The 26,597-nt window shown below is 61.3% G+C and carries 29 protein-coding genes; 18 read left to right on the forward strand and 11 right to left on the reverse strand.

Annotation, left to right across the window (positions count from 1 at the left end):
- The first annotated feature begins 153 nt into the window (after positions 1 to 153).
- The 17 genes from JHW44_RS04065 (at position 154) to JHW44_RS04145 (ending at position 15,876) form a co-directional block, all read left to right on the forward strand.
- Positions 154 to 2,211 carry a TonB-dependent siderophore receptor gene (locus tag JHW44_RS04065; RefSeq protein WP_089344972.1) on the forward strand — a complete coding sequence of 686 codons (2,058 nt, stop codon included), beginning with the start codon at positions 154 to 156 and terminating at the stop codon, positions 2,209 to 2,211.
- Between the two features lies 1 nt (position 2,212).
- Entirely contained in the window at positions 2,213 to 3,439 is a 1,227-nt protein-coding gene (locus tag JHW44_RS04070) for an MFS transporter (protein ID WP_089344973.1), read from the forward strand.
- 185 nt (positions 3,440 to 3,624) lie between these two features.
- Positions 3,625 to 4,101 carry a 50S ribosomal protein L15 gene (rplO, locus tag JHW44_RS04075; RefSeq protein ID WP_089344974.1) on the forward strand — a complete coding sequence of 159 codons (477 nt, stop codon included), beginning with the start codon at positions 3,625 to 3,627 and terminating at the stop codon, positions 4,099 to 4,101.
- A 108-nt stretch (positions 4,102 to 4,209) separates the two neighbouring features.
- Positions 4,210 to 5,580: a preprotein translocase subunit SecY gene (gene secY / locus JHW44_RS04080; RefSeq protein WP_089344975.1), complete on the forward strand. Its 1,371-nt coding sequence runs from the start codon at positions 4,210 to 4,212 to the stop codon at positions 5,578 to 5,580.
- A 39-nt stretch (positions 5,581 to 5,619) separates the two neighbouring features.
- Entirely contained in the window at positions 5,620 to 6,270 is a 651-nt protein-coding gene (locus tag JHW44_RS04085; protein WP_089344976.1) for an adenylate kinase, read from the forward strand.
- A 205-nt stretch (positions 6,271 to 6,475) separates the two neighbouring features.
- Positions 6,476 to 6,844, forward strand: a complete 369-nt coding sequence (gene rpsM, locus JHW44_RS04090) for a 30S ribosomal protein S13 (protein WP_089344977.1) — start codon at positions 6,476 to 6,478, stop codon at positions 6,842 to 6,844.
- A 12-nt stretch (positions 6,845 to 6,856) separates the two neighbouring features.
- Entirely contained in the window at positions 6,857 to 7,246 is a 390-nt protein-coding gene (gene rpsK / locus JHW44_RS04095) for a 30S ribosomal protein S11 (RefSeq protein WP_089344978.1), read from the forward strand.
- Between the two features lie 114 nt (positions 7,247 to 7,360).
- Positions 7,361 to 8,377, forward strand: coding sequence for a DNA-directed RNA polymerase subunit alpha (locus tag JHW44_RS04100; protein WP_089344979.1), 1,017 nt, complete (start codon positions 7,361 to 7,363; stop codon positions 8,375 to 8,377).
- A 114-nt stretch (positions 8,378 to 8,491) separates the two neighbouring features.
- Complete coding sequence (gene rplQ / locus JHW44_RS04105) at positions 8,492 to 8,905, forward strand: 50S ribosomal protein L17 (RefSeq protein WP_089344980.1); 414 nt, start codon at positions 8,492 to 8,494, stop codon at positions 8,903 to 8,905.
- Between the two features lie 338 nt (positions 8,906 to 9,243).
- Positions 9,244 to 9,855 carry a helix-turn-helix transcriptional regulator gene (locus JHW44_RS04110; RefSeq protein ID WP_089344981.1) on the forward strand — a complete coding sequence of 204 codons (612 nt, stop codon included), beginning with the start codon at positions 9,244 to 9,246 and terminating at the stop codon, positions 9,853 to 9,855.
- 64 nt (positions 9,856 to 9,919) lie between these two features.
- Positions 9,920 to 10,510: an acyl-homoserine-lactone synthase gene (locus JHW44_RS04115; protein WP_089344982.1), complete on the forward strand. Its 591-nt coding sequence runs from the start codon at positions 9,920 to 9,922 to the stop codon at positions 10,508 to 10,510.
- A gap of 52 nt (positions 10,511 to 10,562) precedes the next feature.
- Positions 10,563 to 11,879, forward strand: a complete 1,317-nt coding sequence (locus JHW44_RS04120; protein ID WP_089345012.1) for a replication-associated recombination protein A — start codon at positions 10,563 to 10,565, stop codon at positions 11,877 to 11,879.
- Positions 11,880 to 11,910: 31 nt separating this feature from the next.
- Positions 11,911 to 12,285, forward strand: a complete 375-nt coding sequence (gene crcB / locus JHW44_RS04125) for a fluoride efflux transporter CrcB (protein WP_089344983.1) — start codon at positions 11,911 to 11,913, stop codon at positions 12,283 to 12,285.
- Positions 12,282 to 13,331, forward strand: a complete 1,050-nt coding sequence (locus JHW44_RS04130) for an RluA family pseudouridine synthase (protein ID WP_089344984.1) — start codon at positions 12,282 to 12,284, stop codon at positions 13,329 to 13,331. The genes crcB and JHW44_RS04130 overlap by 4 nt, the downstream gene beginning before the upstream one ends.
- Complete coding sequence (locus JHW44_RS04135) at positions 13,328 to 13,984, forward strand: HAD-IA family hydrolase (protein ID WP_089344985.1); 657 nt, start codon at positions 13,328 to 13,330, stop codon at positions 13,982 to 13,984. The genes JHW44_RS04130 and JHW44_RS04135 overlap by 4 nt, the downstream gene beginning before the upstream one ends.
- Positions 13,981 to 14,694, forward strand: coding sequence for an ATP12 family chaperone protein (locus JHW44_RS04140; RefSeq protein WP_089344986.1), 714 nt, complete (start codon positions 13,981 to 13,983; stop codon positions 14,692 to 14,694). Before JHW44_RS04135 ends, JHW44_RS04140 begins: the two co-directional genes overlap by 4 nt.
- Before the next feature lie 165 nt (positions 14,695 to 14,859).
- Positions 14,860 to 15,876, forward strand: a complete 1,017-nt coding sequence (locus JHW44_RS04145) for an amino acid ABC transporter substrate-binding protein (protein WP_089344987.1) — start codon at positions 14,860 to 14,862, stop codon at positions 15,874 to 15,876.
- A 57-nt stretch (positions 15,877 to 15,933) separates the two neighbouring features.
- Here JHW44_RS04145 and JHW44_RS04150 read toward each other — a convergent pair whose 3' ends face one another.
- The 11 genes from JHW44_RS04150 to rpmH all read right to left on the reverse strand — a co-directional run bounded on the left by JHW44_RS04150 (position 15,934) and on the right by rpmH (position 24,493).
- Positions 15,934 to 16,452, reverse strand: coding sequence for a SixA phosphatase family protein (locus tag JHW44_RS04150; protein ID WP_089344988.1), 519 nt, complete (start codon positions 16,450 to 16,452; stop codon positions 15,934 to 15,936).
- Positions 16,449 to 17,069, reverse strand: coding sequence for a ferredoxin (locus JHW44_RS04155; protein ID WP_245847239.1), 621 nt, complete (start codon positions 17,067 to 17,069; stop codon positions 16,449 to 16,451). Before JHW44_RS04155 ends, JHW44_RS04150 begins: the two co-directional genes overlap by 4 nt.
- Positions 17,059 to 17,946 carry an acetylglutamate kinase gene (gene argB / locus JHW44_RS04160; protein ID WP_089344989.1) on the reverse strand — a complete coding sequence of 296 codons (888 nt, stop codon included), beginning with the start codon at positions 17,944 to 17,946 and terminating at the stop codon, positions 17,059 to 17,061. Before argB ends, JHW44_RS04155 begins: the two co-directional genes overlap by 11 nt.
- Positions 17,947 to 18,010: 64 nt before the next feature.
- Positions 18,011 to 18,661 carry a ribosome biogenesis GTP-binding protein YihA/YsxC gene (gene yihA, locus JHW44_RS04165; protein WP_089344990.1) on the reverse strand — a complete coding sequence of 217 codons (651 nt, stop codon included), beginning with the start codon at positions 18,659 to 18,661 and terminating at the stop codon, positions 18,011 to 18,013.
- Positions 18,658 to 19,419 carry an MOSC domain-containing protein gene (locus JHW44_RS04170; protein ID WP_089344991.1) on the reverse strand — a complete coding sequence of 254 codons (762 nt, stop codon included), beginning with the start codon at positions 19,417 to 19,419 and terminating at the stop codon, positions 18,658 to 18,660. Before JHW44_RS04170 ends, yihA begins: the two co-directional genes overlap by 4 nt.
- Complete coding sequence (yidC, locus tag JHW44_RS04175; RefSeq protein WP_089344992.1) at positions 19,416 to 21,269, reverse strand: membrane protein insertase YidC; 1,854 nt, start codon at positions 21,267 to 21,269, stop codon at positions 19,416 to 19,418. Before yidC ends, JHW44_RS04170 begins: the two co-directional genes overlap by 4 nt.
- Before the next feature lie 131 nt (positions 21,270 to 21,400).
- Positions 21,401 to 22,708 (reverse strand): GGDEF domain-containing phosphodiesterase, encoded by a 1,308-nt coding sequence (locus JHW44_RS04180; RefSeq protein ID WP_089344993.1) that lies wholly within the window; start codon positions 22,706 to 22,708, stop codon positions 21,401 to 21,403.
- A 59-nt stretch (positions 22,709 to 22,767) separates the two neighbouring features.
- Positions 22,768 to 23,640, reverse strand: a complete 873-nt coding sequence (gene ttcA, locus JHW44_RS04185; protein ID WP_089344994.1) for a tRNA 2-thiocytidine(32) synthetase TtcA — start codon at positions 23,638 to 23,640, stop codon at positions 22,768 to 22,770.
- The gene (gene yidD, locus JHW44_RS04190) at positions 23,630 to 23,905 is read right to left on the reverse strand and encodes a membrane protein insertion efficiency factor YidD (RefSeq protein WP_218822583.1); all 276 of its coding nucleotides are present in this window, start codon (positions 23,903 to 23,905) and stop codon (positions 23,630 to 23,632) included. The genes ttcA and yidD overlap by 11 nt, the downstream gene beginning before the upstream one ends.
- Positions 23,902 to 24,252, reverse strand: a complete 351-nt coding sequence (gene rnpA / locus JHW44_RS04195; RefSeq protein ID WP_089345014.1) for a ribonuclease P protein component — start codon at positions 24,250 to 24,252, stop codon at positions 23,902 to 23,904. Before rnpA ends, yidD begins: the two co-directional genes overlap by 4 nt.
- A 106-nt stretch (positions 24,253 to 24,358) precedes the next feature.
- The gene (gene rpmH / locus JHW44_RS04200; RefSeq protein WP_089344996.1) at positions 24,359 to 24,493 is read right to left on the reverse strand and encodes a 50S ribosomal protein L34; all 135 of its coding nucleotides are present in this window, start codon (positions 24,491 to 24,493) and stop codon (positions 24,359 to 24,361) included.
- 251 nt (positions 24,494 to 24,744) lie between these two features.
- On the opposite strand from rpmH, the gene JHW44_RS04205 reads away from it, so the two are divergent.
- Entirely contained in the window at positions 24,745 to 26,151 is a 1,407-nt protein-coding gene (locus JHW44_RS04205) for a sensor histidine kinase (protein ID WP_089344997.1), read from the forward strand.
- The last annotated feature ends 446 nt before the right edge of the window (positions 26,152 to 26,597 follow it).

Genomic DNA, 26,597 nt, shown 5'->3' on the forward strand with positions numbered 1-26,597 from the left:
TGACAATTCCGACTGTTTCAATCAGTTGTTCGCGGGAAAATTCTCCCCGACTGCGCCCGGCCCGTGCCCGAGCCCCCCGGTCAGCCATGAACTGCTGAACCGGGCCGCCAACGGAACACGTCGCCCCGGCCTGACAGAAGGTTATACCTGTCGATGAAACGATCCCTGATTGTCTGTCTTGTGACACAAGCCGCGGTCCTGCCGGCATTCGCGCAGGAAGGCAGCCTCGTCCTTCCTGAAATCACGCTTGATGCGGAAAGCGACACGACGCTGGTGCAAGAGGGATATGTTCCGGTTTCCAGCCGTGATGCGACCAAGCTGGACACGCCGATCGGACGGATTCCGCAGGCCGTGTCGATCGTCACGCAGGATCAGATCGAGGATCAGGCGCCGCAGACGCTGAACGAGGCGCTTGGCTATTCCTCTGGCGCGAATCCCAACAATTACGGCTATGACACGCGCTATGACGCCTTTTTCCTGCGCGGGTTCCCGGCCTATTACAACGGCTATTTCCGCGACGGGCTGCGCCAGTACAACGCCCCGACCGCATGGTTCAAGACCGAACCCTACGGGCTGGAAGGTGTCGCCGTTCTCAAGGGGCCGAACTCGGCGCTATATGGCGTCAGCGGGCCGGGGGGTATCGTCAATCTGATCAGCAAACGGCCCAAGGACGAACCTTATCACGAGATTCAGGCAACGATCGGTGGCAATGATCGGGCACAGATTTCCGCGGATATCTCGGGGCCCTTCGCCGAAGGCAGCGATTTCAGCTATCGCCTGACGGGCATGGTGCGTGAATCGAATACGGATCTGGCGGGCTACAAGGACGACAAGACCTATTTCGCCCCCGCATTGTCGTGGGACAACGGTGAGACCCGGCTGACCATTCTGGGTGAATGGTCGAATTCGCTGACCGGGGGCACGGCGGCGTTCTACAATCCCGCGTATGGCGAGGTTTCGGACATCTATGAGGGTGATCCCGAATACAACGATTTCGAACAGGACCAATGGCGCATTGGCTATGAGGTCGAACATGATCTGACCGACAATCTGACCCTGCGCCAGGCGTTCCGCGCCGCACATGTCGATGCGGATCTTGAGTATAGTGGCCACTATGCGGTCGGCAGCGATCTGGCGCGCTATTGGGGGCATTACCTCGAAGAGCTGGACACGCAGACCCTGGATACCGGGGTGCGCTGGAATGTCGTTACCGGAGCCATCGACCACGAGGTGCTGGCCGGTATCGACGTCACCCACGCCGAATATGACAGCAACAGTCTGGTTGGTTATGTTTCTGCTGCCGAAACCGCTGCGGCGGATGTGCCCTTTGCAGGGGCACAGGAGGAGGATCAGGCCGGAATCTATCTGCATGACCAGATGAGCTGGGGCAACTGGCAGCTTTTTGCCAGCGCCCGCTGGGACCATGTCGAGACCGATTCGACTGCTGCAGACGGCACGGTGACCAATCAGACCGACACGGGCCGGTCAGGCCGTGTCGCGCTCAGCTATGACTGGTCGAACGGGATCATGGCCTATGCCAGCCTGTCGACCTCGTTCTCGCCCAACCTGGGCTTTGTCTATGACGATGCTTCGGACACGACCGGCAGCCCTGCCGATCCCACGCAATCGACGCAGCGCGAAATCGGCATGAAATATGCCCCTCAGGGCACCAATCTGCTGTTCTCGGCGGCCCTGTTCGACATCGACCAGCGCGACGGCGTCGTTCTGGATGCCTCGACCGGCGTCAACCGCCAGCGGCAGCTGGACCTGAACAGCCGCGGGCTGGAGCTGGAGGCGCAGGCCAATTGGGACAATGGCTGGGGGGTGATCGCAAGCTACGCGCATCAGCGCGTCAAGATCGAGAAGGGCGCGACCGGCACCGAGGGCAACGAGCTTTCCGCAACCCCCAATGACACGCTGTCGCTTTGGGCGAAATACGATATTCGCAACGGCCCGCTGGAGGGCGTGGGGCTGGGCGCCGGACTGCGTTATGTCGGCGAAAGCTACGGCGATGACAGCAATTCCATCACCAATGACGCGCGCACCTTTGTGGACCTTTCCGTCAGCTATGATCTGCCGCAGGTGCCCGGCGTGCGCATGCAGTTGAACGTCAAGAATGTGTTCGATCAGGAAAAGACCACCTGCACCTCGGGTTATTGCTATCGTGACGAGGGCCGCGTCTGGAGTGCCAGCCTGAGCCGGCGTTTCTGAGATGCGTCCGGGCGCGCCGAAAGCTGCGCTTGCGGTGCTGCCGGGGCTTTGGGCGGCCTATGTCGCCCAAAGCATTGTCGGCGGGCTGACCTGGGGCGGGCTGCCCGCTGTCCTGCGTGATCAGGGGTTGCCGTTGGATCGAATCGGTCTGTTGTCGCTGTTGATCGCGCCATGGGCGCTGAAATTTCTGTGGGCCCCACAGGTCGAGCGCCTGCGTCTGAAGCCGGGTGCGGCACCTGGCACCGGCCGGATCGCGCTGATCTGTGGAGCGGTTGCGGTTGCTGGCCTGGTCACGGCCGGTGCGGTGGGGCTGAACCCGCTGCTGCCGGCGTTGGCCTGTCTGATGGTGGTGGCCATCGCGACCGCGACGGCGGATATCGTCGTTGACGGCCACGCAGTTGGAGTCCTGTCCCGTGCACAGCATGGCTGGGGCAATGCGGCACAGGTCGGCGGCGCCTATGTCGGCTCGGCGATCGGAGGTGGCCTGCTGCTGGTTCTGGTCGCGGCGATGGGCTGGACCCTGTCGGTCTGGGCCATGGCTGTGCTTGTTGCTGTTCTGTTGCTGGTCTTCGCCTGGTCTGCACGCGGGGGAGCGGCGGTTTCTGCCGCAGCGCCGTTACCCAGTCTGCGCCATGCGCTGGCCCGGGCAGAGATCCGGCGCGGATTGATCCTGACTGCAGGCTTTGTCATTGCCCAGAAATCGGCACTGGGCATGCTGGGGCCATTTCTGATCGATCTCGGCCTGCCGCTGCAGACGGTTGGCCTGTTGAACGGATTCGGCAGTCTGGTGCTGGGCGTGCTTGGCGCATTGGCTGGTGGGGCCGTCGTGCGACAATGGGGTGTGCGGCCGACCATGGCTGTGGCGCTGGGGGTGCAGGCGGTGCTGATGGCGCTGCTGGCCGCCGGGGCGCTGGGGGTGACGATCCCCGGCATCATGCTGATCGGCGCGGCGCTGCTGGCGGGATCGGCTCTGCTGGCCTTTGGTTTTACCGCGCTTTACGCCCAGTTCATGCGATGGTCGGATCAAGCGCAGGGCGGCGTGGATTTCACGCTGTTTCAATGTCTTGATGGCGCAATGAGCATGTTCCTGGGAACCGGTGCAGGTGTTCTGGCCGAGCGCGCCGGCTTTGGTGTCTTTTTCATTGTATGTGCCTTGCTGGCGGCTGTCGTTGCCGCGATCATCGCGACGCGGATCGCCATCGGTCGCGGAAATCCTGTGCAGGCATGACAGGGAATGATGCCGGCAGCATCCCGCGCAGGCGAGGGCAGCCCTGCGGTCGGCGCGCCTTGACCCTTGCGCCGTGCTTTAGTATCAGCGCGCGGTGCCCGTCACAGGGTGACATTGATTTGACAAACGCATGCCGTGTCCATCCCGTATCGCTTCGGGGATGAGTCCGGCCCAGGAGAAGCGATATGAAACTGCATGAAATCCGCGACAATGATGGCGCGAACCGCACGAAGAAACGCGTTGCCCGCGGCCCCGGTTCGGGCAAGGGCAAGACCGCTGGACGCGGTATCAAGGGTCAGAAATCGCGCTCGGGCGTTGCGCTGAACGGATATGAAGGCGGCCAGATGCCGCTGTATCGTCGCCTGCCCAAGCGTGGCTTCACCGCGCCGAACGCGAAAACCTTTGCCGTCGTCAATCTGGGTCAGCTGCAAAGCTTCATCGACGCAGGCAAGCTGGACGCCACGGCTGACGTGACCGAAGATGCCCTGGTCGCATCGGGCGTCGTGCGCCGCAAGCTTGACGGTGTGCGTCTGCTGGGCAAAGGCGAACTGAAGGCGAAACTGAACATCGCCGTGACCGGTGCTTCGAAGTCGGCCGTGGAAGCCGTCGAGAAGGCCGGAGGCAAGGTCACGCTGCCCGCCAAGACCGCGGCGGCGGAATAAGCTGTTGAAAGGGGCCCTCCGGCCCCATAGATAGCAAACAGGTTTTCCTGGCGCCGCCGGTCCCCGGAAACGGGTCGGCGGCGCTGTCATGACACGGGACGGATACACATGGCGTCAGCCGCAGAACAGATGGCCGCGAATCTCTCTTGGGGTGCACTCGGCAAGGCCACGGAACTTCGCCAGCGCATCTGGTTCACGATCGGCCTGCTGATCATCTACCGCCTTGGCACCTATATTCCGGTGCCGGGGATTGATGGCGCGGCGCTTCGTAACTTCATGGAACAGGCCCAGTCCGGAATCGGCGGCATCCTGTCGATGTTTACCGGCGGTGCGCTGGGGCGGATGGGTGTCTTTGCGCTGGGGATCATGCCCTATATCAGCGCCTCGATCATCGTGCAGCTTCTGGCCTCGATGGTGCCTTCGCTTGAACAGCTGAAGAAAGAGGGCGAGCAGGGCCGCAAGAAGATCAACCAATATACCCGCTATGGCACGGTCGCTCTGGCGCTGTTTCAGGCCTATGGTCTGGCGCGCAGCCTTGAGGCTGGCGGTCTGGCACATTCACCCGGCCTGTTCTTCCAGGCCTCGGTGGTGATCACGCTGGTCGGCGGCACGATGTTCCTGATGTGGCTGGGTGAACAGATCACCGCGCGCGGCATCGGCAACGGGATCTCGCTGATCATCTTCGTGGGCATCGTGGCGGAAATCCCGGCAGCGCTGGCGAACTTCTTTGCTCAGGGCCGTTCGGGCGCGATCTCGACCCCGGTCATCCTTGGGGTGATCGTGATGGTCATCGCAGTCATCGCCTTCGTGGTGTTCATGGAGCGGGCGCTTCGCAAGATCCGCATCCAGTATCCCCGGCGCCAGGTCGGCATGAAGGTCTATGACAGCCAGTCCAGTCATTTGCCGATCAAGGTCAACCCGGCGGGCGTGATCCCGGCAATCTTTGCAAGCTCGCTGCTGTTGCTGCCGACGACGATCTCTACCTTCTCGGGCAATCAGACCGGTCCGATCATGTCGACCCTGCTGGCCTATTTCGGCCCGGGACAGCCGCTCTACCTGCTCTTCTTCGCGGCGATGATCGTGTTCTTCGCGTATTTCTATACGCAGAATGTCAGCTTCAAGTCCGACGAAGTGGCTGACAACCTGAAGAATCAGGGCGGCTTTGTTCCCGGAATTCGCCCCGGCAAGCGGACCGAGGAATATCTGGACTATGTCGTGAACCGGATCCTGGTGATCGGCTCGGCCTATCTGGCCGCCGTTTGCCTGCTTCCGGAAATCCTGCGCCATCAGTGGTCGGTTCCCTTCTATTTCGGCGGAACCTCCGTGCTGATCGTCGTTTCCGTGACCATGGACACGATCAACCAGGTGCAAAGCCATTTGCTGGCTCATCAGTACGAAGGCCTGATTGAGAAATCGCAGTTGCGTGGTAAACGGAAAGCGGGAAGCGCGAAGGCGCGCCGTGCACCGTCGCGGCGCTGACATTAGCGGCGGAAACATCCGCCGAGGGGGACCGAGATTATGACCATCAATATTATTCTGCTGGGGCCTCCCGGCGCCGGCAAGGGCACGCAGGCCCGCAAACTGGTTGAAGATCGTGGCATGGTGCAGCTGTCGACCGGCGACATGCTGCGCGAGGCCCGCAGCTCGGGCACCGAAATGGGCAAGCGAGTTGCCGAGGTCATGGACCGCGGGCAACTGGTCACCGATGAGATCGTCATCGGCCTGATCCGCGAAAAACTGGCCGAGGGTGGCAAGGGCTTCATCTTCGACGGCTTCCCGCGCACGCTGGCCCAGGCCGATGCCCTGGGGGCATTGCTGGATGAAACCGGCATGACGCTGGATCGCGTGATCGAAATGCAGGTTGATGACGAGGCGCTGGTGCGCCGGATCACCGGTCGCTTTACCTGCGGTAATTGCGGCGAGGTCTATCACGATGAGACCAAGCCGACGGCGAAAGAGGGGGTCTGCGACGTCTGCGGATCGACCGATCTCAAGCGCCGGGCAGATGATAACGAGGAAAGCCTGAAGACACGGCTTCTTGAATACTACAAGAAAACCTCGCCGCTGATCGGCTACTATTACGCCAAGGGCAAACTGGCCAGCATCGACGGTCTTGCGGCCATGGAAGATGTTGCCGCACAGATCGACAAGGCCCTGAGCGAGGCCTGACGGATCGGCGAGTTTTCGCTTTGTCAAGAGTTTCAGATCCATGCCCTTGACTGGGTGTGGGTCTGTCTTTAGATGAGCAATTCTCGCAAGAGAATCATCCGTAGCTGCGGATGGACCATACACTGGCCCGGAGGCATGGCTTTCGGGCCTTATGTTGTGAAAAAAGGTTCCGGGGTTACGGAACCGCAACCGAAAAGGATAGCGCGTGGCTCGTATTGCTGGCGTCAACATTCCGACGGGGAAACGTGTCCCCATCGCACTGACCTATATCCATGGCATCGGCCCGATGTTCGCAGAGCAGATCTGTGAAGCCGTCGGAATCGATCGCACCCGTCGCGTCAACGAATTGTCGGATGCCGAAGTTCTGCAGATGCGCGAATATATCGACGCGAATCTGACCGTCGAGGGTGACCTGCGCCGCGAAGTTCAAATGAACGTCAAGCGCATGATGGATCTTGGTTCCTATCGCGGTCTGCGTCACCGCCGTGGCCTTCCGGTCCGCGGTCAGCGTACGCATACCAATGCCCGTACCCGCAAGGGCCCGGCGAAGCCCATCGCCGGCAAGAAGAAGTAAGGGGGAACGGATATGGCACGCGATAAGACTCGTATGAAGCGTAAAGAACGTAAGAACATCGCTACCGGTGTTGCTCACGTCAATTCCAGCTTCAACAATACCAAAATCCTGATCTCCGACGTTCAGGGCAATGCAATTTCTTGGTCGTCGGCTGGCACCATGGGCTTCAAGGGTTCGCGCAAATCGACCCCTTACGCTGCCCAGATGGCTGCTGAGGACGCAGGCCGCAAGGCACAGGAACACGGCGTGAAGACGCTGGAAGTCGAAGTTCAGGGCCCCGGTTCGGGTCGTGAATCGGCTCTGCGCGCCCTGGCTGCCGTGGGCTTCAACATCACGGCCATCCGTGACGTGACGCCGATTGCACATAACGGCTGCCGCCCGCCGAAGCGTCGCCGGGTCTGATCCTGGATCATTAACTTCCGGGCCGCGCGGTTTCGCGCGGCTCGGACATTCGCATTTAACCTCGGGCGTTTCCGGCCTTGGTCATGAGACGGAAACAAGTATGGAGGAAAATCCATGATCCACAAGAATTGGGCCGAGCTGATCAAGCCGACGCAGCTGGTCGTCAAGCCGGGTGCCGATGCGACCCGCACGGCGACTGTGGTTGCCGAGCCGCTGGAGCGGGGCTTTGGCCTGACGCTTGGCAATGCGCTGCGTCGAGTCCTGATGTCCTCGTTGCAGGGCGCGGCCATCACCTCCGTTCAGATCGACAATGTGCTGCATGAATTCAGCAGCGTTGCCGGGGTTCGTGAGGATGTGACCGACATCGTCCTGAACCTGAAGGGCGTCACTCTGAAGATGGATGTCGAAGGCCCCAAACGCCTGACCCTGACCGCGAAAGGTCCGGGCGAGGTCAAGGCCAGCGCCATCCAGGAAACCGCCGGTATCACGATCCTGAATCGTGATCACGTCATCTGCCATCTGGACGACGGTGCGGATCTGAACATGGAACTGACCGTTGCCACCGGCAAGGGTTATGTCGCCGCCGACAAGAACCGTCCGGAAGATGCGCCCATCGGCCTGATTCCGATCGATGCGATTTTCTCGCCCGTCAAGCGCGTCAGCTATGAAGTCACCCCGACCCGTGAAGGTCAGGTTCTGGACTATGACAAGCTGACGATGAAAATCGAAACCGACGGGTCGCTGACCCCCGAGGATGCCGTCGCCTATGCTGCACGCATCGTTCAGGATCAGCTGTCGGTCTTCGTGAACTTCGACGAGCCGGAATCGGCCAGCCGTCAGGACAATGACGACGGTCTGGAATTCGACCCGCGCCTGCTGAAGAAAGTGGACGAGCTGGAACTGTCGGTGCGTTCGGCGAACTGCCTGAAGAACGACAATATCGTCTATATCGGCGATCTGATCCAGAAGACCGAAGCCGAGATGCTGCGCACGCCGAACTTCGGCCGCAAATCCTTGAACGAAATCAAGGAAGTGCTGTCGGGCATGGGGCTGCATCTGGGAATGGATGTTGTGGACTGGCCGCCAGAGAATATCGAGGACCTGGCCAAGCGTTTCGACGACCAGTTCTGATGAGTTCCGGACGGGGGCCAAGGCTCCCGTTCGACGAAGGGCATCTGCCCCAAGGAGAGCGGTTCGCACGCACGGACCGCCAGACAAAGCAAAAGACGTCTAAGGAGAATTATCATGCGTCACGCTCGCGGTTACCGCCGTCTCAATCGTACTCACGAACATCGCAAGGCGCTGTTCGCCAATATGGCCGGCTCGTTGATCGAGCACGAGCAGATCAAGACCACCCTTCCCAAGGCGAAGGAACTGCGTCCGATCGTCGAAAAGCTGATCACGCTGGCCAAGCGTGGTGACCTGCACGCCCGTCGTCAGGCTGCTGCACAGCTGAAGCAAGACATGCATGTCGCGAAGCTGTTCGACGTGCTGGGTGAGCGCTTCAAGGACCGTCAGGGCGGTTATGTCCGCGTCCTGAAAGCCGGCTTCCGCTATGGCGACATGGCCCCGATGGCGATCATCGAACTGGTTGATCGTGATCCTTCGGCCAAAGGTGCCGCCGATCGCGCCCGTCTCGAGGCAGAAGCCGCAGAGTGATCGCGAAGGCTGCCTTTCCGGCGGCCCGGTGATTGCGAATCATGCGCCCCGTAACGGAAGTTGCGGGGCGTTTTGCTGTGCTGACATGGGGTTATGGCAGATTGCATGATGCGAAAATCGCCTCAGAAGTGCGATTTCTACCTCACACACGTCTCTTTTGTTCAAATGTCCGGATTGCTCAAGAGCTTGTAATTGCTCCACAACCTCGGCGGGTATTTGCTGCGGCACTGATAAATCCGGCATAACCGGCCTCTCAAACGTTTAACTGACTAGCAACTATATTGGTCCATGTTTACTTTGAATGGTGACGGTAACCAACGCAATTTGTCTAAAAAGCCATGTCTTCACGCGCAGAAATAAACGCAGCATTGCAGAAGTTGGGGAAGTTTGCCCCGACGGGCTATTTCGTTGGCCTGCATATCCGTTTCGCGGCGCCATTGATGCAGTTTCAGACCTACCCTGAAGACTGGTCGGAGTTCTATTCCGAGAATGGCTATGCGTTGCGGGATCCGACGATTGCTTGGGGGTTTTCCACCACAGGAGCATGCCGATGGTCCAGCCTGCCTATTCCGGATCCGTTTAATATACTCAAGGACGCGGCCGATCACGGCCTGACCTTTGGTCTGACTGTGTCACATGGTCCGATCGCGTCTCGAACCATTGCCAGCTTTGCCCGCGATGATCGCGAGTTTGCGGATGACGAGATCGCCGAGATCTCGACGACAGTTCGACGGCTTCATGAAATTACAGAGCCGCCGGCGAGCCTTACCAAGGCTCAGAAAGAAGCCCTTCGTTGCATCGCGGAGGGTGATCGCCATGCGGCGGCGGCAGCCAAACTTGGCATTACCGAAAGCGCGTTCAAGGCAAGACTGATCTCGGTCCGTGAAAGACTGAAGGCTCGGACTACTGCCGAAGCGTTGCAGCGGGCCAAGGAATACCGCCTGCTGTAGGCGTTCGCCCAGGGGAACCGTGAGGCAGTGAGGGGTCCCCTCACACCCCAGGAGTACGTTAGAAATGCAGACGACCACCCTTTCCTTTTCGAATCTTCACAACCATGGCGAATTGTTTGCCAATCTGTTTCGGGCACGCAAGCAAAGCTTTATCATCCAGAAGAACTGGGATCTCCCCGAGGCGGATGATATGGAATTCGATCAATATGATACGCCACAAAGCCGTTGGATCGCCATACATGACAAGGGTGATGTTCTGGCCGGTATTCGCCTGACGCCGACCACGGCACGTTGTGGAATCTACAGCTATATGATCCGCGACGCGCAAAAGGGCATACTGGGAGGTTCGATTCCGCAGGACCTGCTGGATGAAGAAGCCCCGGTCGAAGAACAGACCTGGGAATGTTCACGGGTTTTCGTCAATCACGCGATCCCGCAGAAGCTGCGCCGCAAGGTGCATTTCAAGATGGTCGAAGCGATGACCGGCGCGGCGCGTGAACTGGGTGCCACCCGGCTGATCGCCCTGACCGGGGCCAGCTGGCCGCGCTGGTATGGCCGTTGTGGCCTGGATGCGGTCGCCATGGGTCGCAAGATGTGGATCGACGATGGCGAGTTCCAGTGCGTGTCGATCGATCTTTCGGACAAAATGCATTGATCGGTTGATCGGGGTGTTGGTCATTCGGACATCACCATATTAAGTGATGTCCATGGCTGACCTGTTCGATACATCCGATACTTCCTCGCCGCCGGCACCTCCGGCAGCAAGACCCTTGGCTGATCGCATTCGCCCGGCGCGCATGAGCGATGTGATCGGCCAGGAGAAGGTTCTTGGTCCCGACGGTCCGTTGGGATCGATGCTGTCGTCGCACAGCCTGTCTTCGCTGATCCTTTGGGGACCGCCGGGTGTCGGCAAGACGACGATTGCCCGGCTGCTGGCCGATGAGACGGAACTGGCTTTCGTTCAGATCAGCGCGATCTTCACCGGCGTGCCCGAATTGCGAAAGGTGTTCGAGGCCGCGCGTCTGCGGCGCGAGCAGGGCAGGGGCACCCTGTTGTTCGTCGACGAGATCCATCGCTTCAACAAGGCACAGCAGGACAGCTTCCTGCCGCATATGGAAGATGGCACCATTCTTCTGGTGGGGGCGACGACTGAAAACCCGTCATTTGAACTGAATGCCGCGCTGATGTCGCGCGCGCAGGTCATCGTGCTTGAGCGCCTGTCCCTTGCGGAACTGGAACGGCTGGCGCAACGGGCCGAAGCCGAATTGGGGCGTGCCCTGCCATTGACGCCCGATGCCCGCGAAAGCCTGTTGGAAATGGCCGATGGCGACGGGCGCGCGGCGCTGAACCTGATCGAACAGGTCGCGGCATGGAAGATCACGAAGCCGCTGGACAGGCAGACCATGGCGCAGCGCCTGATGCGGCGGGCGGCGAAATACGACAAATCAGGAGATGAACATTACAACCTGATTTCGGCGCTGCACAAATCGGTGCGCGGCAGCGACCCTGACGCAGCGTTATACTGGTTCGGCCGGATGCTGGAAGGTGGAGAGGATCCGCGTTATCTGGCTCGCCGTATCGCGCGTATGGCGGTCGAGGACATCGGTCTGGCCGACCCGGCGGCGGCGCGGCAATGCCTGGATGCCTGGGCCATGTATGAGCGCCTTGGCAGCCCCGAAGGCGAACTGGCCCTGGCGCAGGCGGTGATCTATCTGGCCTTGGCACCGAAATCCAACGCCGCCTATGTCGCCTACAAGGGCGCGCGGGCCGAGGCGCGGCGCACGGGCAGCCTGATGCCTCCGGCGCATATCCTGAACGCTCCGACGAAGATGATGAAGGAACAGGGTTACGGCGCCGGCTATGCCTATGACCACGACGCGATTGACGGTTTTTCGGGGCAGAACTACTTTCCCGACGGCATGAAACGACCAGTGCTTTACACGCCCGTCGAACGCGGCTTCGAGCGCGAACTGAAGAAGCGACTTGACTGGTTCGTGTCCCGGCGCCTGAAGCGCGGCGGTTGACTTTCATTCTGCATCGGCACAGGACCACGCCATGATGAATCCCTTTCTGCAAGTTGCCATTGGCGGTGCCGTCGGAGCAACGGCGCGTTACAGCGTTTACCGCGCCATCGCATGGCATGGACCGGGCTTTCCCATCGCGACCGGCGTGGTGAATGTGCTGGGCAGCCTGCTGATGGGGATGCTGGCGATTCTGCTGTCGCATCGTTTCGGCAACCATTATGCACCACTTTTGCTGACCGGAGTTCTGGGCGGCTTCACGACCTTTTCGGCCTTTACTCTGGATGCGTTGACCCTTTGGGAACGTGGTCAGACGGGGGGCGCATTGGTATATGTATTCTGCTCGGTCATCCTGTCGCTGGCGGCGGTGATTGCCGGGCTGGCGATCGGCAGGGGAATTTGGTCATGAGCCATGTGCAGACCATCCGGATCAATGAAGATGACGGTGGTCAGCGGCTGGACCGCTGGCTGAAGAAACGCTTTCCGCAGCTGAGTCAGGGCGCAGTCGAGAAGATGTGCCGCACGGGCCAGTTGCGCATCAATGGCGGTCGCGTCAAGGCGGCCACGCGGATCGAGGCCGGGCAGGAGGTGCGCGTGCCGCCCTTGCCCGATGCCCGCCCCGCGCTGCCGAGGGACGAGGCCCCGCGCATTCCCGATGCCGATGAAAAGATGATCCAGGGCGCGGTGCTTTGGAAGGATCAGCATATCATCGCGCTGAACAAGCCTCCGGGCTTGCCCAGTCAGGGAGGCAGCGGGCAGGGCAACCGTCATGTCGACGGGTTGAGCCGCGCGCTGACCTTTGGCTTCAAGGACCGGCCCAAGCTGGTTCACCGGCTGGACAAGGATACTTCGGGCGTGCTGCTGCTGGCGCGCACGGACCGGATCGCCCGCGCGCTGTCCGAGGCCTTCCGCTCGCGCACGACGCGCAAGATCTATTGGGCTGCCGTTGCCGGTGTGCCGACACCGCGTATGGGCACCATCCGTTATGGTCTGGTAAAATCTGCCGGACATGGGCGCGGCGGCGAGGGCGAAAAGATGCATGCCGTCCTGCCTCGCGACATTGCCTCGACCGAAGGTGCCAAGCGGGCGACCACCGATTACGCCGTTCTGGACGCGCTTGGCACAAGGGCCAGCTGGTGTGCGCTGGTGCCGATCACCGGGCGGACCCATCAGCTGCGGGCGCATATGTCCGAACTGGGTCATCCGATTGTGGGTGACGGGAAATATGGCGGTTCGGGTCAGGAAAACCTGGGCGACGGTTGGGGCGCGCAACTGGGGGGCGAGATCAGCCGCAAGTTGCATCTTCACGCCCGCAGCATTGCCTTCGATCATCCGATCACCAGGAAACGGATCACCATCACCGCCCCCTTGCCCGAACATATGGCGCGGACATGGAAGACATTGGGCTGGCACGAGAATGACGTGCCCGACGATCCCTTTGCGGAGGACGAATGAAACTGGTTGTTTTCGATGTGGATGGCACGCTGGTGGACAGCCAGCACCACATCCATGGGGCAATGACCAGGGCGTTGGAGTTCGCGGGACTGGAGCCGGTGTCGCGGCCGCGAATTCTGGGAACTGTCGGCCTGTCCTTGCCCGCGGCGATCGCGCAGATCGCCCCCGAGGCCGACGCGCCGACGCAGGCGCGGATTCTGGCGTGCTACAAGGCCGCCTATTTCCAGGCGCGCATGGCGCAGGATGCCCCACTGTATGCCGGTGCAAAGGCTTGTCTCGAGACCCTGGCGGCGCGCGACGACCTGTTGCTGGCCGTTGCGACCGGTAAATCGCGTCGGGGTCTCATGGCGCTGATCGAGGCGCATGGATTGTCGGGGATGTTCGTTTCCTTGCAGACGGCGGACGACCATCCCTCCAAGCCCAACCCGGAAATGCTTTTGGCAGCGCTTGACGAAGCTGGCGTGGCGACCGAACAGGCGGTCATGGTTGGCGATACGACCTATGACATGGAAATGGCCCGGGCCGCCAAGGTAAAGGGGCTGGGGGTTGCCTGGGGCTATCACGCCGATGCCGCATTGTTGCAGGCGGGCGCGGAGAGGGTGTCGCGTGACTTTCCGGCCCTGAACAATTTGATTGAAGAGTGGATGGCATGAGCGAGTGGAAAGCGCGTCGGTTCTGGAAAGAGGTCTCGACCCGCGAAGCAGAGAATGGCTGGGAGATTCTGCTGGATGAACGCATCCTGCGCACGCCGGGCAAGAAGTCTCTTGTCCTGCCGACGCATGAACTGGCGGCGGCCCTGGCCGAGGAATGGGACGCGCAGGACGACGTTATCGATCCCGGCTCCATGCCGCTGACGCGGGCGGCGAATTCGGCCATCGAGAAGGTTGCTCCGCAATTCGAAGGCGTGGCCGATATGCTTGCCGATTATGGCGGAACCGATCTGCTTTGCTACCGTGCCGATCAACCCCAGGAACTGGTCCGCCTGCAGGCCGAGGCATGGGATCCGTTGATCGACTGGGCCGCGACCGAGTTGCGCGCCCCGCTGGTCGTCACTCAGGGCGTCATGCCGGTGTTGCAATCCCCTGATTCTCTTGCGGTTTTGCGTCAGGAGATTCACGCGATGGATGTATTCGGCCTGACCGCGCTGCATGATCTGATTACCCTGCCCGGATCCTTGATCATCGGACTGGCCGTGGCACGGGGGCGTCTGGATGCCGAGGACGCGCATCGTCTGTCGCGTATCGACGAAACATATCAGGCCAGCCAATGGGGTGAGGATGATGAGGTGCGTCAGAATGCCGAGAGCAGGAAGGCCGCAATCCACACGGCAGCTAGGTTCTGGAACTTGTCTCGCACAGGTTGAAAATTGCCTTTAGGCGAAGGATCGCTTGACCTGATGGGGTGTATCGGCAAAATACTGCCTGATCTTGAGCTTGGCGTTTCGCGAAGAACTTCGGCTTTTGATGGGCTTTTTCGCATTGAGGTAAATACGGCACGCGGTGCCTGTAAACCCGTAAAAGGGGCAACGATGATTAAACGGGCAATTCTTGGTGTCGTGGCTGCCAGCGGTGTCGCGGCAGGAACGGCATCTGCCGATGTTCTGGACGATATCATCGCGCGGGACGAATTGATCTGCGGTGTGAATCCAGGTCTGGCCGGGTTTGCCTCGCCGGATGCGAATGGCAATTGGACCGGTTTCGATGTCGCCTTTTGCAAGGCCGTGGCTGCGGCGGTGCTGAAGGATCCCTCGAAGGTGCGCTTTGTGCCGGCAGACCTCGAGAACCGCTTTGAAATGCTGGCCAAAGGCGAGGTCGACCTGCTGGCGCGCAATTCGACCTGGACCTTCTCGCGCGATGTTGACCAGAAGTTCGAATTTGCCGGGGTGAATTACTACGACGGTCAGGGATTCATGGTCCGCAAGGAACTGGGGGTGACCTCGGTCAAGGAACTGGACAGCGTCGCGATCTGCGTGCAGCGCGGATCGACCAGTGCGCAGAATCTGGAAGATTACTTCCGCGTCAACGGCATGACCCTGAAACAGGTGGATGTCGCCAGCGATGCCGAAGGAGAGCAAAGCTATACCTCGGGCAAATGTGATGCCTATACGACCGATGCCTCGGGGCTTGCGGCAACCCGTGCGGCCTTTGCCGATCCCGAAAACCATATCGTTCTGCCTGAAATCATTTCCAAGGAGCCGCTGGGACCGGTCGTTCGTCAGCAAGATTCACATTGGGCCGATGTCGTGCGCTGGACGCTTTATGCCCTGATCGCCGCCGAGGAATATGGCGTCACCTCGAAGAATATCGACGAACTGATCAAGGCTTCGACCAACCCCGAGGTTCAGCGTCTTCTGGGCGTGAATGGTGATCTGGGCGAGAAGCTGGGGCTGGACAATGAATGGGCCAAACGCGCCATTCAGGCTCGGGGCAATTATGGCGAGATTTTCGCTGCCAATATCGGTGAACAGACGCCGATCGGCCTTGCGCGCGGCCTGAATGCGCAATGGACGCAGGGCGGGCTGATGTATACCCCGCCGTTCCGCTAGGCATCGGGCGGGCGCAATCGCGCGCCCCCCCCTTCCGAGCCGTGGCCGGTTGCGCGATCAGCGACGCCCGTCCAGCCTGACGAAATCCATGACGCTTCCCTGTCCGGGCTGGATATCGGCCCAGTTCTCGACATCGAAATCGACAACCAGCGTGGCTGCGGTCGGATACCGGCGGAAATCGGGATCCAGAGGTGGGCGTGCGGGCAGCAGCGCGGCAAATTCGGATATGCCGGGATTATGGCCGATCATCATCACCGTCGGATGGTTGGCGGTGCGCAGCAGGGCCAGCATCTTGTCGGGGCCGGCGTGATACAGGCCCGGTTCCAGCCGCAGCAGCGGGCGAACCTCCAGCGGTGCCCCCGCGATCATCGCCCATGTGTCCTGTGTGCGTTTTGCGGTCGAGCAAAGGATCTCTTCCGGTTCGTAACCGCGACTGGCCATCCAGTCGCCCAGGGCCAGTGCCGAACGCCTGCCACGGTCGTTCAGCGGGCGGTCATGATCCGCCAGTGTCGGGTCGTCCCATGCCGATTTGGCGTGGCGTGTCAGGATCAATCTCTTATGTCCAACTGGGGTCATTTGTGGAACTGCCTCATATGCCATGCCGATTGTTCAAGCAGCCTGCCACAGCCATTGCCAGTCGGGCAAGCACGTCTGACACGACAACCCGAATTCATGCAGTCCGCTCCGGCCTTCTGATCCAGAAAGCGGTGGCAGGCATCGGGGTCATAGCCCGCGCGGAATGCCTTGGCCGGACAGGCCTGCAGGCAGGGGGCAGGGCAGGTATCGCAGGGAGAAGCCTGAGGAACGGGGGCCGGACAGGGGCTGTCGAGAATGACCGCGCCGCGGAAGCTGATGAACAGCCCCATGTCGCGATGCACCAGCATGCCGACGCGTGAGGTCCAGCAACTGCCGCTGGCACGCGCCCATTTCATGAAGGGTGGATAGGGTGGCCCGTCCGAAGGATAGGCCGTCTTTGCCGCCAGAGATATGGCCCAGGCGTCAATGACGCGACGCGACCAGCGGTCCATCGGGTCGGGGCGACCATCTCTGAATTCATCCGACGCCCGGAAAACATGCCAGAAATCGGGCTCGTCCGGTGACAGCAACAGGACAGAACCCGTGGCAAGAGGCGCCTGGCCGGCGATGCGCAGCCCCCTGGGTGGCGTCAGCGCCGGGGGACTGTCAGAGTTCATCCCCGGCCCGCGGCGGAACGCGCGGTTCGGTCGAGCGGATCAGGCTGCCCGCGCCATGTTCCGTGAACAGTTCCAGCAGGCAGGCATTTGGCACACGTCCGTCCAGGATCACCACCGCACGAACGCCGTCATCCAGCGCCTTGAGCGCGGTTTCGGTCTTGGGAATCATGCCCCCTGCAATCTGCCCATCTGCAATCATCTCGCGAACCTGGTCGGGGTGCAGCTGGGTGACAACCTTGCCCGAGGCATCCTTGACGCCGGCAACATCGGTCAGCAGCAGCAGCCGATCAGCCTTGAGCGCGCCCGCAATCGCACCGGCAGCGGTGTCGCCGTTCACGTTGAAGGTCTCGTTGTCGGCCATGCCTGTCGCCACGGGGGCAATGACCGGGATCATCCCCGCGCCATAGAGATCGCGGATGATCTGGACATTCATCTCGACCGGACGCCCCACGAAACCCAGTTCCGGGTCGTCGGCTTCGCAGACCATCATGTCGTCGTCCTTGCCGCTGATGCCGACAGCCCGCCCACCCGCATCATTGATGGCCTGGACGATCCGCTTGTTGACCAGACCGGACAGCACCATTTCGACCACTTCCACGATCTCCTTGGTGGTGACACGCTTGCCGCGCACGAACTGGCTTTCGATCCCCAGCCTGCCCAGCAGGTCATTGATCATCGGGCCGCCGCCGTGACAGACGATGGGGTTCATGCCCACCTGTTTCATCAGCACGATATCGCGGGCGAATTCGGCCATGGCCTCGTCATCACCCATGGCGTTGCCACCGAATTTCACCACCACCACAGCGTTCGAGTATCGCTGAAGATAGGGCAGGGCCTCTGACAGGGTGCGAGCGGTGGCGATCCAATCCCGGTTCATGTTTTGCGTTCTCATCTTTGGGGGCCCCTCTGGGAAGATGCGGAGGTCGGGCTCCGCGCCGGGCTCAGTCCAGTCCGGCTATGATCGCGCGAAGGGTAGGGATGCCCTCTCCCTTTTCCGAGGACGTCACGATCAGTTCGGGGAATGCTGCAGGGTGTTTCTGCAGTTCGGTTTCGACCTGTGCCAGAACCGGCTTGATCGCATTGGGGCCAAGCTTGTCGGCCTTGGTCAATACGACCTGGAACGGGACAGCGGATCGGTCCAGAAGCTGCATGATCTCGTGATCGACGGGCTTCACGCCATGTCGGGCATCGATCAGGCAAAAGGCGCGCCGCAGCGTCACCCGTCCGGCCAGATAGCTTTTCAGCAATGCCTGCCATTTGGCGACGACGGCCACCGGGGCCTTGGCAAAGCCATATCCGGGCAGATCGACCAGATAGGATTTCTCACCCAGGGTGAAATAGTTGATCTCCTGCGTGCGGCCCGGCGTGTTCGAGGCGCGGGCGATGCCCTTGCGGCCAGTCAGGGCATTGATCAGGCTGGATTTGCCGACATTGCTTCGCCCCGCGAAGCAAACCTCGGGACGGTCATCGGGCGGCAGGCCATCCATGGCCACGACGCCTTTCAGGAAATCGACCGGGCCTGCGAACAACTGGCGCGCCTGTTCGGCGACCTGAGGATCCGGCGCCGGGGCGGTCGGGAAAGAAACCTTCATGGGGCGACCTCGTCTCCGATGGCGATATCTCCGCCTGTGACGACTTCGGCGAAAATGCCGAAATCGGTATGGCCATACAGGCGATCCAATGTTTCAACCATGTCTATATCGGGCTTTCCGCTTTCCGTATCAACGTTTGTCGCGCCGCAGCGCCCGATATGGTCGGTGATGCGCAGTTCGACATCCCCGATCCGGATCACATGGCCGATCAGTTCGCGCTCTTGAAAGGGCTGCCAGCCCTGAACCCACAGGTTCCCGCGCCAGCGATGCGTGCCAAGCGATTGGCCGGTCTTGCGTTCAAGCTCGGCCAGGCTGTCCAGCGACAGGATCGACAGCCACGGCCATTTCGAATCGGTCCAGATCGCCGCTCCCTTCACCAGCCGGGCCGGGGCAGGGGCGCGTTCCGGCCAGAGCGGTCGGACCCATTCGATCAGGCGTTCGCCTTCATGTTCGGGATCGAAGCAAAGATCGGGGCGTTCGGGGTGGCTGAGGGCGAGATTGTTGCCCTGCCAGCCGCCGCTGATCGCCTGCAGGGGGGCGGAGGACACGCCGCGCAGAAAGCAGGATTTCGGCAGCCATCTGTCGGGCTGTCCATCGGTCTGGCTGGCGCTGGCATTGCGTTCGCCGGACTCGGTCACGACGGCCCATTCGCGGTCGCCGGGCAACCGGCGCGCGGCTTGCAGGCTGACCCGCTCCAGCGCCTCGACCCCGATCGACTTGATCGGATGGCGGTGAATATGGGTCAGCCGTACGGTCACTTGCCCTTGTCCCGGGTCGCGGACCTGGGTTTTTTGCCGGGGATCGAGGCCAGGATGTTGCCGAACAGGTCGGGGCGATGGCCGTGCATCGACATGATCGTATACTGCTGGATGATCGTGATCGTGTTGTTGGTGATCCAGTAGAGCACCAGACCCGAGGCAAAGCCGCCCAGCATGAACATGAAGATCCACGGCATCCATGCAAAGATCATCTTCTGAGCCGGATCACTGGGGGTCGGGTTCAGACGCTGCTGCAGCCACATGCTGATCCCCAGCGCGATAGCCAGCGCGGGAAGTGACAGCGAATGCAACATGGTTCCCTGTGCAGGCGGCGCAAAGGGCAGCAGGCCGAACAGGTTCATCAGGCTGGAGGGATCGGGCGCGGAAAGGTCGCGGATCCAGCCGACCCATGGGGCGTGGCGCAACTCGATGGTGACGAAGATCACCTTGTAGAGCGAGAAGAAGATCGGGATCTGCAGAAGAACCGGCAGGCAGCCCGCGGCGGGGTTGACCTTCTGGGTCTTGTAAAGCTCCATCACTTCTTTCTGATACTTCATCCGGTCGTCGCCGGTGCGCTCCTTGATGGCCTCCATCTGCGGTTGCAGTTCCTTCATCTTCGCCATCGAGATGTAGGATTTGCGCGCCAGCGGGAAGACCAGAAGCTTGAGGATGAAGGTCAGCGCGATGATCGACCAACCCATGTTGCCGATGAATCCATGCAGCCAATGCAGCAACTGGAAGATCGGCTTGGTCAGGAAGTAGAACCAGCCCCAGTCGATGGAATCGACGAAACGGTCGATGCCGGGGGTGTCCTCATAGCCCTTGATGACCTCCCAGACCTTGGCACCTGCGAACAGATAGCCGCTGGTCGTGACCTCGCCACCGGGCTGCACTGTCTGCATCGGGTAGCGGGCTTCGGTCTGATAGATATCGGCCCCATCGGCGTATTTGACGACGGAGGTGAATGCCTGGCCCGGCGCTGGGGCGAGGGTGGTCATCCAGTATTTGTCGGTGAAGCCGATCCAGCCGTTCTCGTTGACCTCGACCACATCGGCGCGACCTTCACGGGCGACCGGGTCAAGATCGACGATCTTCTTGTATTTGAGCTCAAGCAGCTCGCCATCATGCATGCCGACGGCGCCTTCGTGCAGCACGAAGAAATTCTGCGTGTCCGGGCGACCGTGACGGGCGATGATCCCATAGGGGGCGGCGCTGAAGGCGCTGTCGCCATTGTTCTGCACCGATTGCGAGACCGTGAACAGATAATTGTCATCCAGTTCGAAGGTCCGGCGAAAGACCTGTCCGGCGCCATTGTCCCAGACCAGCGTGACCGGCTGGCCGGGGGCCAGCGTCTCGCCGGATTCGATTTGCCAGATGGTCGAGGGCCCGGGAACCAGTGCCGGATCGGTGCCGGCACCGGGCGTCCAGCCATATACGGCATAATAGGGTTTCGAACCTGTGGTGTCGATCGAGGGGTCCGCGGTGGCCGAAGAGGGCGACAGCAGGCGCACATCGGGCGAGGCGTCATCCAGCGTCTCGTGATATTTCTTCAGCAGCAGATCGTCGATCCGTCCACCGGCCAGAGAGATAGAGCCTTCCAGCGACGGGGAAGAAATCTGGATGCGGCCGATCGTGGTTCCGGCGGGCGCGGCAATCTCGCCGAGGTCGGCCGTGGTCGTGCCGGCAGGCGCGGCGGGGGCCTGGGCACCATCGGCGGTCGTTTGTGCCGCGACCGGAGTCTGGTCCGTCGGTTCGACCGGCGGATCCGGTGCGAAGACGGTGTACCAGATCAGGATCACCACAAACGACAGTACGGTCGCCAGGATCAGATTGCGGTTATTGTCTTCCATTCGGTCACCACTGTCATCGCGTCAGTCGCGCCGGTTCAACAGAAGGGGGGCCTAAAGGTCAAGCGCATTTGCCCGGCTTGCCCCGGATCAAAGGATAAATTGACCATGGAAACCGTCAGAATTTCACTTTTCTATCCGAAATTGCGCTTGAGGATCGGGGGCCGCCGGTCGACCCGCGTCGATTGCTTGCCAAGGAAATCGAATGTCTCGGCCAATGGCATCGGGCGCGCAATTGCATAGCCCTGAACCTCGTTACAGCCGATCCGGGCCAGAAAGGCCTGTTCCTCGGGGTTCTCGACCCCTTCGGCCAGGGTGGAAATCTCGAGCCGTTCGGCCAGTGCCAGAATGGCCAGGATCATGCGCTGCTGCGCGGCATCGACATCGCATCCGAACACGAAACTGCGATCAATCTTGATGCGATTGACGCCGAACTGACGAATGGCATCGAGACTGGCATAGCCGGTCCCGAAATCGTCCAGATCCAGACGACATCCGGCGCGGGACAGGCAGGCAAGGTTTTCGCGCGCCGTGTCCGTGCTTGTGACCGGAGCCACGCTTTCCAGCACCTCCAGCACCAGGCGATCGGGGCGGATATCCTGCCGGTCAAGCTCCCACAGAAGGTTTTGGGCGAAATGCAGATCGGACAGTTCGCAGTTCGAGATATTCACCGATACGGTCGGCACCTGCCAGCCGGCCCGATCCCATTGTTTCAACGCGGCGATGGATTGGCGCAGCATCGTTCTGGTCAACTGGTCGTGATCCTGCGGGGTCATGCCGGGCATGAAGGCCGCAGGTGCCAGCGTTCCTCGCGACGGGTGATGCCAGCGCGCCAGTGCCTCGAATCCGGTGACCAACCCCGTGTGGCAACTGATCTGGGGCTGGAAATAGGGAACAATCTGGTTCTGGGAAATCGCCTCGCTGACACTGGCGGGCAGCTCGGGCCCATACAGGTCGGGATCATGGTCAAACAGCGTGATTGCTCCCATCTGGTTGGGGGCCAGTGAATCAAGGCGGAAGAGGGCATTTCGCGACAGTTCGGCCAGTGTCGCGTCGCTGGAGGCCGAGGGGTGGATCATGACGCCGCTGAAAACAGGCGTGATCGTCTGGCCGGAAATCGTCGCGGGACGCTGCGCGTCCTTGTGAAGCCGTTGCGCGATTCGCATGGCCTCGGCCTCGGACCGGTCTTTCAGGATCACGGAAAACAGCCCGGGGGCGGCGATTCGGACAGGGTCTTCACTTCTGATCGCCCGGCTGAGGCGCATGGACAGATTGACCAGCAAATGCCCGAAACCGGCGCCGCCAAGATGGCGCTGCAGGCTGTCGCAGTTTTCCAGGCGCAGCATCAGCAGATCGTGCTTTGCCCGGGGCTGCGATTGCGGCAGGCGCTTCAGCATCCCCTTGATCAGCGCATGTCCGCAGCGACTGAATCCTGTCCACATCACGATCCCTTTCCGCAACAATCGGAAAGGGTTTATAGGCGAGAATGCTTGTTGTTCCGTTAAAGTTCCGGGATTGGCGGCTGGTCTTTTGCTTCACCCCCGTCCGAGGGGAACAGATTGGCGAAATCGAAAAGCTTGGGGTCCAGCATATGCGAGGGCCGGATATTCATCAGCGCGCGGAACATGACCTGTCGGCGACCGGGGCTGCGTTTTTCCCATTCATCCAGGATGCGCTTCACCTGCACGCGCTGCAGGCCTTCCTGACTGCCGCAGAGGTCGCAGGGAATGATCGGGTAATTCATGGCGCGGGCGAAACGGTCGCAATCTTCCTCGGCCACATAGGCCAGAGGGCGCAACACGGTCAGATCACCCTGTTCGTTCAGCAGTTTCGGCGGCATGGTTGCCAGCCTGCCGCCATGAAACAGATTCATGAAAAAAGTTTCCAGAATGTCGTCGCGGTGATGGCCCAGCACCACGGCCGAGCAGCCTTCCTCGCGGGCGATACGGTACAGATTTCCCCGCCGCAGGCGCGAACACAGCGCGCAGTAGGTGCGCCCTTCGGGAACCTTGTCGGTGACGATGGAATAGGTGTCCTGATATTCGATCCGGTGCTCGACCTGACGCTCGGTCAGGAATTTCGGCAGAACGGTGGCGGGAAAACCCGGCTGACCCTGATCCAGATTGCAGGCCAGCAGATCGACGGGCAGCAAGCCGCGCCATTTCAGCTCGTGCAGGACTGCCAGCAGAGTATAGCTGTCCTTGCCACCCGACAGGCAGACCAGCCAGCGATCGCCGGGGCGGACCATGCCGTAATCCTCGATGGCGGCACGGGTTTCACGGACCAAGCGCTTGCGCAACTTGCGAAATTCGGTCGAAGAGGGGGCGCCGGCAAACAGCGGGTGGATGTCGGTTTCGTCAGATTTATCCAGCATCGTCGCGCCTTTCGGTTGTCTTTGCGCCATCCTCCGTGGATTGGCTGCCGGGGACCGGGTCAAACCCCTGTCCGCCCCAGGGGTGGCACCGGGCGATTCGCCGCAGGGTCAGCCAGCCGCCCTTGATTCCACCATGTTCCTGCAGCGCTTCAAGTGCATAGGCCGAACAGGTCGGCTGAAACCGGCATCCATGTCCCACCCATGGCGATGCAATCAGGCGATAGGCCCGCACCGGCAAGGACAGCAGGGCCGCCAGCGGTGTCATCTGTGCACTTTGCGCAATGCGCGCAGCGCATCGTCGCATAACTGTTCAAAATCACGTTGAGCCGTCGCCCCGGGGCGACCGATCAGGACATAGTCCCATCCAGGGCGCAGATGCGGGGCCATGCTCAGCCGCGCCACCTCGCGCAGCCGGCGTTTCGCACGGTTGCGAGCAACCGCATTGCCGATCTTCTTTGAGCAGGTATAGCCGATTCGCGCCGGCGCATCATCGCCGCGCTCGCGCGCCTGCAGCAGAAAGCCGGGCATGCCCTGACGCCGTGCCCGCGCCGCCGCCAGAAAATCGGCGCGCTTGGTCAGCACGGGGGGCATGGGCTTTCGGGTCATGGTCATGCGAAATGCCGCCGTGTCTCTGCCCCATGACTGACAGGCAGCATCGGGAAGAGGCAGGGGCGGCATGTCCAGAGCCTTGTTCGGCAGGGTGACCTGCCGGACAGGATCAGGCCGAAAGGTTCTTGCGGCCTTTGGCGCGGCGGGCATTCAGCACGCGACGGCCGCCTTTGGTGGCCATGCGAGCGCGAAAACCGTGGCGGCGCGCACGAACGAGGTTCGAAGGTTGAAAAGTGCGCTTCATGGTCGATTCTCCGGGTCGGGTCTTGCGGGTGGCGTCAGGCAGGGGCAAGACAACATGTCACAGCCCTGCGCGTAAGGCGCCGGTTGTTCGAAGTCCGCTGGATAGTGCAGACTGGGGGTGGCGTCAACCATCAAGACCTGCCTTTATATCGGTAAGTTTTGATGGCAGGCACGGAACCCCGGCGCGATCACTTTCGTTTGAACTGTTGTTGCCGCCTTGACCGGCAATGCCAAGACCATGATCCGGACAAGATGCGACTGAATACTATTTCCGGCCGATTCGCTGCGTTGACGATCATTTTCGTCGTGATGGCCGAATTGCTCATTTTACTCCCTGCACTGGCCGGCTTTCGGCTGGACTATCTGGAATCGCGCCTGGAGCGCGCGCAGATCGCCAGCCTTGCCTTGCTGGCGACTGACGAATCGCTGGCCAGCGATCTGGAATCCGAGCTGTTGCAGAATGCCGGTGTCTTCAACGTCGTGCTGCGTCGCGATGATGTCCGGCAACTGGTCCTGTCCTCGACGATTCCCGGCCCGGTCACGGCGACCTATGATCTGCGCGATGAGGATGTGCCGCAAACGGTTGATGATGCGCTTGGCACCTTGCTCAACCGCGAGAACGAGGTCGTGCGGGTGATTGGCTCGCCGGTCAATCAGGCCGGGCAACTGATCGAGATCACCATGCCGACCGCGCCATTGCGCACGGCCATGCTTGATTACGGGTTCCGGCTGTTGCTGGTCTCGGCGGCGTTTTCGATTCTGACCGGGGTCCTGCTGAACCTGGCGGCGCAGCGTCTGATCCTGGTGCCGATCCGGCGCGTGATCGCACATATGAAAGCCTATGCCGAGGCTCCCGAGGATCCGCGTCACATCATCCGTCCCAATGCGCGCCTGGCCGAGTTGAACGACGCCGAAACTGCGCTTGAGGCCATGCAGAAGACGGTGACTTCCTCGCTGAAGCAGAAAGAGCGGATGGCGCAGCTGGGCGAAGCCGTTGCCAAGATCAGCCATGACCTGCGCAATATCCTGACCACCGCGCAGATCTTTGCCGACCGGCTGGAGGAAAGCGCCGACCCCAAGGTGACGCGTGCCGCGCCCAAGCTGCTGAATTCGATCACCCGCGCCGTGACGCTATGTGAAACCACTCTGGCCTTCGGCAAGGCCGAAGAACCCGCCCCGACGCTGTCCCGGTTCAATCTGGCGCAACTGGTTGCCGAACTGGTCGAGGCCGAGACGCTGGCCGCCGATGCGGCGGGGCAGGTCGAATTCCTGTCCGATATTCCGCCAAGCCTGATGATCCGCGCGGATCGCGATCAACTTTATCGCGTCCTGTCGAATCTGGCCCGAAACGCACGGCAGGCGATCGAGGGTACGGGAGAGAACGGCACGGTCGAGATCGGCGCGGGCGAAACGGATGAGGAATGGTGGATACGCGTCGGAGATACCGGGCCAGGCTTGCCCGACAAGGCGCGCGAGTTCCTGTTCAAGCCCTTCTCGGGCAGCGCGCGCAAGGGCGGGACCGGTCTTGGCCTGACGATCGCCGCCGATCTGATCCGCGGCCATGGCGGGCGGGTCGATCTGGTCCGCAGCGATGAGCAGGGCAGTGAATTCATGATTCATCTGCCGCGCGCCGTGGGAGAAGGCGGTGAACCGCTCTGAGAAAGGTGATCGACGCGATATCGCATGGCATGTCGGGGGCGTCGACCGACCTTGCGTCAATGCGCTTTGGACGGCGAGGCTTCCAGCCCAGGTTCATCCAAAGGGCTGTTCTGGGACAAAGGCTTCGGATCAGTCGGAGGTGCGGATGCGGGCAGGGGGCCGTTCAGTGGCCATGACCCGCAGGACAATCGCTGCCACGGCATCGGCGGTCTGATCGATGCCGCTGCTGTGGCGAATTTGCGCGCCGAAGACCTGTCTTCCATATGTGCGAGATGGACATGGACCGTTCCGTCCGAAGCCTTGGCCCGCCTGACGATGCTTGCCACATTTGCCGAGGAGATATCCTCTACGCCCGCTTCGGCGACAATGGCTTGCCGAAGCTTTTTCCTGGTCTCTTCCTTGCCGAATCTCGGCATTGTTCAACCCGATGATGAGGTTCAGGTGCG

It is taken from the genome of Paracoccus seriniphilus (assembly GCF_028553745.1).
GTDB classification, from domain to species: domain Bacteria; phylum Pseudomonadota; class Alphaproteobacteria; order Rhodobacterales; family Rhodobacteraceae; genus Paracoccus; species Paracoccus seriniphilus.